Origin of the sequence: Carnobacterium sp. (assembly GCF_045617425.1) — a bacterium.
Classification (GTDB): Bacteria; Bacillota; Bacilli; order Lactobacillales; family Carnobacteriaceae; genus Carnobacterium_B.
In genome coordinates, this window is record NZ_JAZLIO010000009.1 from 509,746 (window position 1) to 522,086 (window position 12,341).

General features: G+C 35.1%; 12 protein-coding genes. 2 read left to right on the forward strand and 10 right to left on the reverse strand.

The genetic code is table 11. The annotated features are described in order from the left end of the window. Nucleotide 1: 1 nt before the first annotated feature. Nucleotides 2-505: a general stress protein gene (locus ACKI3H_RS05730; protein ID WP_407371312.1), complete on the reverse strand. Its 504-nt coding sequence runs from the start codon at nucleotides 503-505 to the stop codon at nucleotides 2-4. Nucleotides 506-728: 223 nt separating this feature from the next. On the opposite strand from ACKI3H_RS05730, the gene ACKI3H_RS05735 reads away from it, so the two are divergent. Further along, complete coding sequence (locus ACKI3H_RS05735) at nucleotides 729-2,366, forward strand: peptide ABC transporter substrate-binding protein (RefSeq protein WP_407371313.1); 1,638 nt, start codon at nucleotides 729-731, stop codon at nucleotides 2,364-2,366. A gap of 163 nt (nucleotides 2,367-2,529) precedes the next feature. Next, the gene (locus ACKI3H_RS05740) at nucleotides 2,530-3,375 is read left to right on the forward strand and encodes a DegV family protein (RefSeq protein WP_407371314.1); all 846 of its coding nucleotides are present in this window, start codon (nucleotides 2,530-2,532) and stop codon (nucleotides 3,373-3,375) included. A gap of 337 nt (nucleotides 3,376-3,712) precedes the next feature. On the opposite strand, the gene ACKI3H_RS05745 is transcribed toward ACKI3H_RS05740, so the two are convergent. From ACKI3H_RS05745 to ACKI3H_RS05785, 9 genes are all read right to left on the reverse strand, one after another. After that, nucleotides 3,713-4,471 carry an ABC transporter permease gene (locus ACKI3H_RS05745; RefSeq protein ID WP_407371315.1) on the reverse strand — a complete coding sequence of 253 codons (759 nt, stop codon included), beginning with the start codon at nucleotides 4,469-4,471 and terminating at the stop codon, nucleotides 3,713-3,715. Next, the gene (locus tag ACKI3H_RS05750; RefSeq protein ID WP_407371316.1) at nucleotides 4,468-5,121 is read right to left on the reverse strand and encodes an ATP-binding cassette domain-containing protein; all 654 of its coding nucleotides are present in this window, start codon (nucleotides 5,119-5,121) and stop codon (nucleotides 4,468-4,470) included. Before ACKI3H_RS05750 ends, ACKI3H_RS05745 begins: the two co-directional genes overlap by 4 nt. 117 nt (nucleotides 5,122-5,238) lie before the next feature. Then, nucleotides 5,239-5,856 carry a PepSY domain-containing protein gene (locus ACKI3H_RS05755; protein WP_407371317.1) on the reverse strand — a complete coding sequence of 206 codons (618 nt, stop codon included), beginning with the start codon at nucleotides 5,854-5,856 and terminating at the stop codon, nucleotides 5,239-5,241. A 110-nt stretch (nucleotides 5,857-5,966) separates the two neighbouring features. Then, nucleotides 5,967-6,893 carry a RimK family alpha-L-glutamate ligase gene (locus ACKI3H_RS05760; RefSeq protein WP_407371318.1) on the reverse strand — a complete coding sequence of 309 codons (927 nt, stop codon included), beginning with the start codon at nucleotides 6,891-6,893 and terminating at the stop codon, nucleotides 5,967-5,969. Between the two features lie 36 nt (nucleotides 6,894-6,929). Beyond that, a complete protein-coding gene (locus ACKI3H_RS05765; RefSeq protein WP_407371319.1) occupies nucleotides 6,930-8,192 on the reverse strand; it encodes a dicarboxylate/amino acid:cation symporter in 1,263 nt (420 codons plus the stop codon). A 412-nt stretch (nucleotides 8,193-8,604) separates the two neighbouring features. Continuing rightward, complete coding sequence (locus ACKI3H_RS05770; RefSeq protein ID WP_407371320.1) at nucleotides 8,605-9,528, reverse strand: 1-phosphofructokinase family hexose kinase; 924 nt, start codon at nucleotides 9,526-9,528, stop codon at nucleotides 8,605-8,607. Nucleotides 9,529-9,642: 114 nt separating this feature from the next. After that, nucleotides 9,643-10,110: a hypothetical protein gene (locus ACKI3H_RS05775; protein WP_407371321.1), complete on the reverse strand. Its 468-nt coding sequence runs from the start codon at nucleotides 10,108-10,110 to the stop codon at nucleotides 9,643-9,645. Next, complete coding sequence (locus ACKI3H_RS05780; protein WP_407371322.1) at nucleotides 10,111-10,890, reverse strand: MurR/RpiR family transcriptional regulator; 780 nt, start codon at nucleotides 10,888-10,890, stop codon at nucleotides 10,111-10,113. It lies immediately after the preceding gene. 89 nt (nucleotides 10,891-10,979) lie between these two features. Beyond that, nucleotides 10,980-12,323, reverse strand: a complete 1,344-nt coding sequence (locus ACKI3H_RS05785) for a 6-phospho-alpha-glucosidase (RefSeq protein WP_407371323.1) — start codon at nucleotides 12,321-12,323, stop codon at nucleotides 10,980-10,982. Nucleotides 12,324-12,341: the final 18 nt, after the last annotated feature.

Genomic DNA, 12,341 nt, shown 5'->3' on the forward strand with positions numbered 1-12,341 from the left:
GTTATCTTGGTGGTAGAGTGGAGTCATCAAGATTATCCTTTTCTGGGTCCTCTTTTGCTGCTCCAGGATTCACACCAACACCAGGAATAATAGGAATTGATCCAAATCCTGAAGCCGTATTGTTTCCAGTCGGTACAATAGGAATAACCTGTTTTTTTCTATCCTCATCCGCATAATCTGTATAATCATCAATAATCACTACATATTCCCCATTTTTAATAGCCTTTGTGTAGTCTTCCGTTTGTTTTTTACTAAAGTGATATTTTCCAAGTGGACTGTCTTCTTCATTTGAAAAAACTTGTTTAACTTTTTCCCATACAGAGGGTGATTCTTCTACAGTGGTAACCGATTCAACCTCAGCTATAGTTTGACTTTTTATCGCTTCGATTTTTTCTTTTTTTGCCACTACAGTAATATTATCTGACCTGTAGCCTTCTTGTAACAATTGTTCAACTTTTGCAGTTGTTTCTTCAATTGTAGGATAAGCTGCTTGTATTTTTTTCATCTACTTCCACACCTTTCGTTTCTGCTTGTATTTCTTATATCATATCAAATAAAAGAAACGCTTCCAAAGATAATGCTTTTAATTTTTTTCATTTAGTCTAATGAATGATTCATTAACTAGTTGTAATCGTTACTCAAAAAAAGACTTTACATGATACAATAAAAGAAAAAAACAAATTGGTATAGAAAACAATTCTATACTTTTAAAGAAAAGAGTGTGACATATGAGAAGAACGGTTAAAGAATTTAGTTTTTTAACACTTGCTTCCCTCGCAGTGTTAAGTGCATGTGGAAATACTGGACAAGAAAATACAGAAAATACTGATGAAGAACAGCAAATCCTAAATTTAGCTGCTGATTCAGAAATGGATACGATGGATACCACGATATCCACTACCAATTTTACACCTATGAACAATGTCTTTGAAGGGTTGATTACTTACGATTTAGAGGGGAATTTAGTACCTGGAAATGCAACTGCTATGCCTGAAGTATCTGAAGATGGGTTAACCTATATTTTCAATCTTCGTGAAGATGCTAATTGGTCAAATGGAACACCTGTAACAGCTGATGATTTTGTTTTTGCATGGAAAAGAATGGTAAATCCCGAAAATGGTTCTGGATATGCTTATTTATTTTCGGGAATCGTTAACAATGCTGAAGCAATTTTAAACGGTGAAACACCTGTCGATGAACTAGGAGTAGAAGCTGTTGATGATAAGACGTTAAAAGTAACATTAGAAAAACCTGTACCTTACTTTCTTGATGTCTTGACTATCCCCTCTTACTTCCCACAAAATGAAGCTTTTGTAATGGAACAAGGTGAAAACTACGGGCTGACTGCAGAAAATGTTATTTATAATGGTCCTTTTACACTAGCGGATTGGGATGCTGCTTCAGGAGATTCTTGGAAGTATCTAAAAAACGATGACTATTGGGACAAAGATACGGTTATATTAGACGAAATCAATAATCAAGTCGTTAAAGAAGTTGGAACTGGACTTAACTTATTTGAATCTGGCGAATTAGATTCTATTAATTTATCTGGTGATTTTGTCGCTCAGTATACAGAAAATCCTGATTTCAAAACGAATGGCAAAGCATGGATCAACTATATTGAAGTGAATCATGCCGTTCCTGAATTAGCGAATGAAAATATTCGTAAGGCGTTAACTTACGCCATCAATCGTCAAGGTTTTACCGATAATGTTCTCTTAAATGGTTCTCAGCCAACATTTGGACATGTGCCAAATGGTTTAGCAAAAAACCCTGAAACTGGTACTGATTTCCGTGAAGATGCTGGAGATGTCGTGGAATACAATGTAGAAACGGCTCAAGGAGCATGGGAAACTGGTTTAGAAGAATTGGGTACGGAGAGTATTTCATTGGAATTAACAACTTCAGATTCTGAAGATAGTAAGAAATTAGCAGAATTCCTTCAAAGCGAATTACAAAACAATTTGCCTGGTTTAACGATTGAGATCCGTCAAATGCCAGATAACTCTAGATTAGATAATATTAAGTCTGGCAACTATGAAATAGCGACCTCTTATTGGTTAGCTGATTTTGCAGACCCTATTAATTTTATCGAACGTTTTGATACAGATATTAATCGCGGAAATTATTCATTTGAAGACATTGATGCACTAATCGATCAAAGCAATCAACAATACGATGATGCCTTAGAAAGATGGAACACTCTAATCGAAATTGAAAAAGTTGCTTTAGGTGAACATTATGTTCATGTTCCGGTCTACCAAACAGCTGAAGCTTATCTTGAGAAGCCTTATGTAAAAGACATTTATCGCCCAGTATTTGGTAGTCGAAGTTTTAAATATGCATCTATTGATTCTACAAAATAAGGCTAATTAAATGAAATTCAGCGAAAACAACTCATGTTATAGGATGAACAGGGTTGTTTTTACTTATGTAGGTTTGCATAAAATCACTATATACCGATAATTTATACTTTTCTTAAGTATTTTCCTATATACTAAAGCAAGAACTTATTTAAGGAGCTTATTAATGAAATTAAAAATTGTAACCGATTCAACCGTCGAATTAACCGACGAAGAAACTGCTCGTTACGGTATCACCATCGTACCTTTATCTTCTACAATTGATGGAATTGTTTATCACGATGATATCGAAATAACAAATAAAGAATTTTTACAAAAAATGCAACAATCGTCTACATTGCCTAAATCTTCTCAGCCCCCTGTTGGGAAATTTTTAGATACCTACAATACCTTAACAGCTGACGGAAGTGAAGTTTTATCTATTCATGTAACTGAAACCTTAAGTGGAACAGTTCAATCAGCGCATCAAGCCGCAAAGTTAGCTGATGGAGATGTAACAGTTATCGATTCTAAATTTTGCGCACGCGGTATGGCTTTTCAAGTCCTAGCTGCAGCTGAATTTGCTGAAAAAGCTTCATCAATAGAAGAAGTCCTTGATCATTTAGAAGATATAAAATCTAGAACCATCCTTTATATCAGTATTGCAAACCTGGAGAACATGATAAAAGGTGGCCGCATTGGTAAGACTATGGGAAAATTTACTTCTTTAATGAATATCAAAGCTACTTTAGAAATGACGGATGGAAAACTGCATTCAGATTCTAAAGGACGTGGAACGAAGTCAATTGTGAAGCGTTATAAAGAAATCTGTCATACCCTTCATGATGCACCCAAAAAAGTTATTGCTATCGGTTTTACTCATATTGGTATGAGCGACTATTCAACTACGATTTTAGAGCTTTTAAAAACAACCTTTCCTCATGTTGAACCAATGGTTTCTTACGCTAGTCCTAGTGTAATGACACATGCAGGTCCTGAAGCAATTTCCGTCCAATTTTTATTAGAAAAATAGCTATTGAACGGTAAAACTACATTTTAGAAGCCACACTATCTAATATTTATAGATGGCGTGGCTTTTTGATGTTCTTTTTATGTGTACTACCGCCACTCTTCCGTGAAATACCCTTTAACGGAAGAGTGACGTTGAAAAAGTGTCTCACTTATCCATGAAACGACTTTTCATAGATAAGTGACCCCAAATTTGATTCTCACTTTTCCATCAAAGTTAGTTTCATGTCGAAGTGAATTTAGAATCCAACCTCACTCTTCCATGAAAAGATGAGTTGGATTTAAAAATCATCTATTATTATTCATTTATTTAGATAAAACTTTTATTCAGACAGTTCACATTACATTTTCAGTTGTTTTCGTTCTGTATAAAATTCCTTATACGCCATATAACTTGCACTAACGGATGCGATACTTGTAGTAGATAATAACATGAAAGTCACCATAATTTGGTATTTAATCGCGTGTGTAGGATCCACTCCAGCAAACATCAAGCCTGACATCATTCCGGGCAGACTGACAATCCCAATCGTTTTTGCTGAATCAATTGTTGGCGACATACCTGCACGAATGCTATCCCGCACAATTGAACGAGAAGCTTGCTTTAAATCTGCGCCTAAAGCTAATTTTTCTAAAACTTGTTGTCGTTGATCAGTAAATTTTGCATTCAAATTTCGGTAACAGATACCAATAGCAATCATCGAATTACTGGCGATCATTCCTGAAATTGGAATCACTTGTGAAGGAATAAATAACACTGAACCTGACACGACTAAAACCAGTAACGTTAAACTCGTTGCAGTAAAAATAGCAATAAACGAGATTTTAAATGCATGGGATAAGCCTTTGCTCCTCTTTCCTGCATTAAAAGAAGCATTAAAAATAATGACTAAAACGAGTGCTAATGTTACTACAGTATTGTTTAATTTGAAAACGTAGCCTAATAAATAACCAACTGCAAATAGTTGAATAACAGCTCGAAAAACGCTCAGAAGTATATCTTTTCCCAATCCTAACTTTTCTTTATAAACAATCATGAGTGCTATTCCAACTAATGCTGTGGCAAATAATAATGACGTGTTATTAATAGCTAGATTCATTTAGAAACCTCCATTTCACCATTAACAAGTTGAATAATCCGACTGGATAATTGAACTTCCACTGGATTATGTGTCACCCATAATACGGTCACACCTTGTTCATGGTTGAGTGTATGAATCAATTTGCGAACAATTTCTTGATTTTCTGAATCCAAGGCGCTGGTTACTTCATCTAATAAAATTACTTTAGGTAAAAACATTAGATTGCGGATCAATGCCACTCTTTGTTTTTCTCCACCTGACAAAGTATTCACTGATTTAGCCAAATACTCTTCTCCCAAACCAACTTCGTTTAAAGCGGATAACGCTTTTTGCTTATCAAACGTTTGATTTCTAATTTCATAGGGAAAGACTAAATTATCTTCTACTGTTTTTTCAAACAGTGTGGCTGTTTGAAAACAATAAGACACTTCCTTTCGATAACTAGTAGGTTCATAATCTTCAACTCGTTTATTTTGATAAAGGATTTCTCCGGAAGTTTGAGATAACATGGACGCAACAATCTTTAATAGTGTACTTTTCCCACTTCCAGACGGGCCAGTAATCGTCACAAATTCTCCTTCTTCAACAGAAAAATCAATACCTTTTAAAATAACTTTTCCTTCTGCTTCATAGCCTAATTGTTTAATAGTCAATAGTGGTGCATTCATTTTTCTTCCTCCTAGATAACGTTTATGTATGAACGATTTACTAAAAAATATATCCATTAAACATAGGATAACAAAAAAACTGCTAACCCAAAAGAAAAGGTTGGCAGTTTGTCTATTTTAGTCGTTATCCGTAGATAAAAATTCTCCAGTTTCAGCGTTCAGTTGTACATCTATCTCGTTGTCGTTTTCTTCAAATTCTGCTGTAAATACTGGTGTTTTAGTATCATCGTCTGCTTCTATGTTCCATGACATAAGTGTTGCATTTAGAGCTTCTTCTTCAGCTTTAGTAATCAACTCATCGATTGCCATCAACTCATCTACCATAAGTTCTTGGTCGTCAAAATCAGCATCCTTTTTTTCTGTTCTATTCTTTGTTTCATCTCCGGTTTCAGCACTTACTTCCCACTCAATTTCTTCAGCATCGTTGAATCCATTGATTTCAAAAGTATACTCGCCAAAGTCTTTATCAAAATCAATCGAAGTAATTGATGAATCTGGATACGTTTCTTGGAAACTAGCAATAGCTTGTTCATAGGTTACTGTAAAACTTTCCCCTTCAAAGTTCTTTGGATTCGAATTACTTTCTGAAGTTGTTGAACTTTCCATTGAACTAGTTGCCGATGATTCTGTTGTCGAGGTCGCTGAATCATTAGTCGTAGTGTCTGTTCCTCCACATGCTGCTAATAATAGCAAAGCACTTCCACTAACTAATCCTAATTTCAATTTCGTTAACATTTTATCATCTCCCTTTCGCCTATTCTACCAAAAATTTTCTCACCTTTACATAAATCCGCCTCTATAGAAGTAAATTCAGTCTTAGGTTGTAGAATATGTTTAAGAAATATTTAACTAGTTAGTTTTACTACTTTTTCCAATTCTGATTTCAAGAAGTTTGCTAATGCTAACATAGCAAACTTCTCTGCAACTTTTTCAGCATCAGCATTGTAATTGGTGTTTGTATTTACATCGTATGCATGCGCTACTCCGTCAGCGTCAAAAATAAATTCAATAGCTGCTACATCAATATTTTGTTCTTTAAGAAAGTGTTCATACTTTTTAATTTGTTCACTTGGCAATGAATCAATAATTGTAAATTTATTAGCTACTGGCACATCTCCAATTTGGCAGCTGTCTGCTGGGCATAATTCAAACCCATCGCTTGAATCGACTTTTACAGCATAAAAGAATTTCCCCCCAATAAACTCTGAACGGACGATTGTTCCATCAGCTGGCTTGATGTATTCTTGTATTAAACTTATACCATCAATTGAATCTTCAAATTCCGGACTAGACACATAAGATTTTAGCTCTTCAATAGATTGCAATAAACGAACGCCCAAACCTTTTCCAGCACGGTTGTGCTTGATGATAAATGGAAATTTATTCAGCTTTTCCGCTGCTTTAAGGATGTGTTCTTTTCCAACTGCCCCATATGTCTCAGGTGTTTGAATACCATATTTTTGCAAAGCTAAGTGTTGTTTTAATTTACTAACTTCTAATTCAATAGCTTTTGTTCCATTGAACACAACTGCATTATGACTCTCCAGCCATGTTAACAGATTATCCGTTAATTCTGGTGCGTAACGGTGGCCACGCGTATGAGAAGAAGCACTCATTCGATTATAGAAAATTCCTACAGGGGGTTCTTCTTGGATATCGATCAATCCATCAGATAAGTCCCATAGTTCATAAGGGGCATTGATTTCATCTAAGCGTGCGGTCAAATGTCTTGTCCAATCGTTATTTTCATGAATAATATATATTTTTTTCATTTTACTCTCTCCTCATTCATCTTTATGTCTTCCTTGTTATTTCTTAGATTCCAAAGCTTCTTTAGTGAAATTCCCATTTTTCTCATACTCAAATGCAGTTTCTGACTGAGCAATTAAGACTGGTGCTAATGCATTACCAACAACGTTAACAGCTGACCGGCCCATGTTGATAAAGAAATCTACTGAAACCATCAGTGCAACTCCTTCAGCAGGTAAGCCAAGTTGTGTTGCTGCTGCTAATAATACCACTACTGCTCCCGAAGGAACGGCTGCAATGCCTTTAGTAATAATGGTTAAAAATAAAACAAGTGCGACTATCTCTCCAAATCCTAAAGTTACATCATACATGTTCACAATAAACATTGTTGCTAAGCTAATATAAACACATGCTCCATCTAAATTAAATGAATAACCAAGCGGTGTTACAAAAGAAGAAACCGCCGGCGATACGCCAAATTTCTTCAATCGATCAATAAGAGATGGCAATACCACACTTGAGCTGCCTGTCGTAAAAACAAGAACGACCAAATCACTAATTTCTTTAAGTAATGCGAAGTAAGGTACATGGAAAAACCAAGCAATGATTGGAAAAACGAGTAAGACTACAACCATGAACGCAAGATACGTAAATAAGACGAATTGCCCTAAAGAAAGTAAATTTCCGATTCCATAAGCGGCTATATCATATGCCAGAAATCCAAATACACCAATGGGAGCAAAAGAAATTGCATAATCTACCATTTTAAACATCGCTTGCGACCATGATTCAAAAAATACAATAACTGGTTTTCCTTTTTCACCTATAGATACTAAAGATAGTCCTAGAAAAATACCAAAAAAGATAATCGGCAAAAGATTACCATCTGCGAAAGCTTGAAATAGATTGCTAGGTACGATGCTTAGGAAAAAGCTTTGAAACTCAATCCCGCTTGCTATACCATCAAGTGACTCAGTTGAAATGCTACCTGTTTGGAATTTACTGCCAATTCCAGTCCATTTCCCCGCTAAAACACTCAAAATGATCAGGCCAGTTGTGACAGAAAAGAAATAGATAAAAGACTTACCTGCTACTTTTCCAAAACTTTTAGAATCACTAATATTAACAATTGCTAAAATAATGACTGGAAAAATAAGCGGCACTATAATCATTTGAATCAAGTTCATAAATATCGTTCCGAGTACTTCTAACTGCAGCCCTGCACTTTTACTGGAGTACCCGACAATTATACCTGCCAAAGCACCAATGATAACTTGCAACATTAAGCTTGGCTTTTTCATCGTTCTAGTGTTTCCTGACATGATCTATTTTCCTCCAATCGGTTAATAAAGAGTACAAAAAAAGTGCATGAGTAATATTACACTCATGCACAGTTGGATCACCTTAACAATTAACGAAAAAACGCCCTGAGTATGCCAAAAGCAGGCTTAGATGTGTCTTGTCCTTATTGAAAGAGCTACTCTAATTAGTTAAATAGGAAAGAAGCTCTAGTAAAAGATGATTGCTGATAACATGAGTGGTTCATACAACATGGACAACACAACACGTTCATACAAATCATCTTTTTCATATTCGCTTCCTCCTTCTTAGGTTATTTTTTAATTTTCTTTAAAGGTGAGCGCTCACACAGTTAAAGTAGACTTATTGTAACAATCTCCAATTTCATTGTCAACTGTTCATTCTAAATGAGTAAAGTTAAGAACATGCTCCTAGTTAGTCTATTTTTTCTACGACTACTTTTCTTTGTAAGTTCTCAGCATCTTTAACACTAAAGGATGAACTATCATTATATTGAACTTTACTAGCTGAACAAGCTGTAGCAAACGTTAAAGAATCAACAAAAGACTTTTTTTGCGTTAAAGAAGCTAAAAATGAACCGACAAAACAATCGCCAGCACCTGTATCATTTTTAACAACTACAGACGGAGGTTTAATTTGATACAATTCATCTGCATGGCCGCAGAGACTACCTGATCCACCTTGAGACACGATAACGTAATCAATTGTTTTTGTTAGTTCTTCTACCGTTTCCACCAACGTCTGACCATGTTGGGATAATTCTTGTATTTCAAATCTGTTTGGCTTAATAAAATTGACACCACATTTTACAGCTGATTTTAAAGCTTCCCCTGAAAGATCACAAGCAATAAAACAGCCTATGTTGTTCAATAGCCTCATTAGTTTTTCTAAATCTTTAATTTCAAAACCCGGAGGCATAGAGCCCGCTATCAAAACTGTGTCTTTCGCTTCCACCTTTTCTTCAATTTTATCAAATAATAAAGACTTAGCATAACTAGAAACGTCGTATCCTTTTTCAGTAATCAGAATACTGCCGCTGATTCCTTTTTCTAAGATTACGTAACTTTCTCTTGTTGGTTTGCCATAAATTTCTACAAAGTCATGGTTGATATTTTTTTGTTCCAGTATTTTATCTAACTGTCCTTTATTGGTCGTGCCACAAAAACCTAATGCTTGATTTTCGACGCCCAACTTACTCATAGCAAACGAACCATGATGTCCTTTGCCACCTATATCATAAGCAATGCTCTCTAAGCGATTGTTCTTTTCTTTGGTCAATTCTCCATCAAGATGTAACAAACGGTCAATAGTTGGGTTTAAAGTGATTGTATAAATCATTGGATATCCTCCTCTTTTTGAAACCGATAGGGCTATTTACAAATTATTATACCATTTAACCAAAATGTTCCATAAAAAAACCACTGTTTAAAGTGGTTTTACTCAACTATTCTTTTAAGTTAAGGTAATTCGGATAAACGCAAAACACACGAATAACGATAGCACTGCTAAAATACTAATGATTACTGTTAATAGTAATGCAAGATTAGAGACGGCACCTTCTTTATTTTCTTTTAACACTATCCCTTGCTTTATAGACATATAGCCAAGAATAATAGCTACTACGTTTCCAGTCAATAAATTACTTGCCATAAAAGCAATCATCGTTCGCTTCCAAATTTTTTCACTTGACTGATTTTGTGCCGTAGACAATACCGCAAACCAGAAGAATGAAAGCAAAGCAATCAACAACATAACTGAATTTATCGGCTGACTTGTTAAATATACAGCAAAGCTTTCATCTCTTAATCCAGCATTTACAGCAAAATAAATAAAAAACAGAATTGGAGCTAAAATTAAGTAAACTCGTAAAAACAGTGTTGGTTGAACCTTATTTTGTACTAAAGATAAAGGGTTCTTCATTTATTCATCCTGCCTTTCAAACTCGTTCTGTTGATAAAAATCAAGATAAGTTCTAAATAATGAGTCGGTAACTTGAAAAAGTGGTAAGAAGGAAAAGATATCTTCGCCATTTAAAACAATTGGCGTAGCTTGGAAATAGAGATTGTGTGTTGCCATAGAAGCTAAATTGTTATTTCTTAGACTAGTAATAGATAAGATAGGAATTTCTTTCAATTTAAGCATGGTCATTTCATCTTTTACTTCTTGAATATCTCCGCTTAAAGATAAGACAATCAATAAGTCATCTTCTGTAATAGTCGATGCTGCAGCCATTTGTAGCTCTCTTTGAGCGGATAGAAGAATTAAAAACTTTTCTAACGGTACCATGTTCCGTCTAAAATCCGAAAGAACATCTCTTTGTCCCCAACCAGTTCCATAACAAAAAATGCGTTTCGCAGAATAAATTTCTTTTAAGATAGGAACTACATCTGTTTGATTAAATAACTTTGCAGTTGCTATATTATCTTCACTTTGCAGTGAACTAAAGCTTACTTGAGCCACATTTCTTTGTGTTTGGTCGGAATCTTTTTTTAAACTGTATTTAAATTCACTAAATCCTGAGAATCCTAATTTCTTTGCCAACCTTACAATGGATGATTTTGAAGTAAGGGTTTTTTGTGCCAATTCAACAATCGGCATCGTTTGGCATTTATTTTTATGTTTCATAACGTATGATATGATTTGTAAATCATTTTCATTTAGTTCATGGAAATGCTGGTTAACGAGTACTTCTAAATCCAAGTAAATCTCTCCCTGCTATTAGCAATGTATAAAAACATGAAGAATACAATCTCTCCATGTTTTTATATATACTATTATAGCATAGCTGATTATCTTAGTTCAGGCCAGAACCCTTTATTAGCTACAATCAAATCATCTAATATTTCTCGTGCTACACGAGCATTAGGTACAATTTTAGATACAGTCAGTGCTTGCCATAATTTTTGGTAAGAACCTTCTTCCCAAGCTTCAACGACTAATTTTTCAACAGCTACTTGTTGTTCCATCATTCCTTTTTGGAAAAGTGGAATTTCTCCTTGATTGATTTTTTCTGGACCATTTGAACCAACGATACACGGGATTTCTACCATAGCTGTCGGATCAAAGTTAGAGATGGCACCATCATTTGGTACGATCAATAACATTCTTTCATGAGTATTATAAGCAATCGCTCTTGCTAAATCGACAATATATGAAGCATGGTCATCAGTTACTAATTTTGCATCTTCCGCTGTCTTAATATTTGAAATGCGGTTGCATTCAGAAAAGACTTGTTTTTCACGATTGTCCATTACTTCATTCGCACGCGTGTAATTAGGATTTGATTTTTCAGCTTCATCTTGTGGGAACAAGTAGTACTTCAAGTACGTATTTGGTAAAGTATTTGGATCTAAAGCAAAGGTTTCTTTTGCTTTACCGTATGTGTGCATCCAGCTTGGCTCAATATCTTCACCTGGAATGCCTTCTAGTTCACCGGGAGTAACATATCCGTGATCTGCAACATGTTTTTTGATTGCCGGCATCAAATCATTACCATCTTTATCACTAATATCTGTCCACCACCCAAAGTGATTCAAGCCGTAATATCGAACTGTCATGTCTTTACGACTTTTCAGTCCTAATATTTCCGCCATACGGTGCTCGATTCCAACCGGCATATCACAAATATTGATAATTTTGCTATTTGGTCTTAGCTTACGAGTTGCTTCTGCCACGATTGCTGCTGGATTCGAATAGTTTAACATCCAAGCATCTGGCGAGTATTGTTCCATGTAATCAACTAATTCTAATACGCCTCCAATTGAACGCATCCCATAAGAGATCCCACCTGGCCCACATGTTTCTTGTCCAATTACGCCATATTTTAAAGGGATTTTTTCATCTTGCTCACGCATAGCATATTTCCCAACTCGGATATGTGCCATCACAAAGTCAATATCAGTAAAAGCTGTTTCTGGATCAGTAGTTGCTAAAAACTCAATTTCTGGTGCACGTTCTTGTAATACGATTTCTACAGCATCTGCAATTTGTTTTTGTCTTTCCTCATCATTATCATAGAATTTGATTTGACGAATCGGGAATATTTCTAAATTTTCTAATAGCATCATAATGATTCCTGGTGTAAAAGTACTTCCTCCACCTGCTACTAAAATTGATTGTTTTTTTAAAGTCATATTTATCTACTCCTTAAG

Excerpts from the sequence above, each read along its gene's own strand:
- ACKI3H_RS05785 (WP_407371323.1), bottom strand. The coding sequence starts at position 12,323 with ATGACTTTAAAAAAACAATCAATTTTAGTAGCAGGTGGAGGAAGTACT.
- ACKI3H_RS05775 (WP_407371321.1), bottom strand. The coding sequence starts at position 10,110 with ATGAAGAACCCTTTATCTTTAGTACAAAATAAGGTTCAACCAACACTG.
- ACKI3H_RS05735 (WP_407371313.1), top strand. The coding sequence starts at position 729 with ATGAGAAGAACGGTTAAAGAATTTAGTTTTTTAACACTTGCTTCCCTC.
- ACKI3H_RS05750 (WP_407371316.1), bottom strand. The coding sequence starts at position 5,121 with ATGAATGCACCACTATTGACTATTAAACAATTAGGCTATGAAGCAGAA.
- ACKI3H_RS05765 (WP_407371319.1), bottom strand. The coding sequence starts at position 8,192 with ATGTCAGGAAACACTAGAACGATGAAAAAGCCAAGCTTAATGTTGCAA.
- ACKI3H_RS05745 (WP_407371315.1), bottom strand. The coding sequence starts at position 4,471 with ATGAATCTAGCTATTAATAACACGTCATTATTATTTGCCACAGCATTA.
- ACKI3H_RS05770 (WP_407371320.1), bottom strand. The coding sequence starts at position 9,528 with ATGATTTATACAATCACTTTAAACCCAACTATTGACCGTTTGTTACAT.
- ACKI3H_RS05760 (WP_407371318.1), bottom strand. The coding sequence starts at position 6,893 with ATGAAAAAAATATATATTATTCATGAAAATAACGATTGGACAAGACAT.
- ACKI3H_RS05740 (WP_407371314.1), top strand. The coding sequence starts at position 2,530 with ATGAAATTAAAAATTGTAACCGATTCAACCGTCGAATTAACCGACGAA.
- ACKI3H_RS05730 (WP_407371312.1), bottom strand. The coding sequence starts at position 505 with ATGAAAAAAATACAAGCAGCTTATCCTACAATTGAAGAAACAACTGCA.
- ACKI3H_RS05755 (WP_407371317.1), bottom strand. The coding sequence starts at position 5,856 with ATGTTAACGAAATTGAAATTAGGATTAGTTAGTGGAAGTGCTTTGCTA.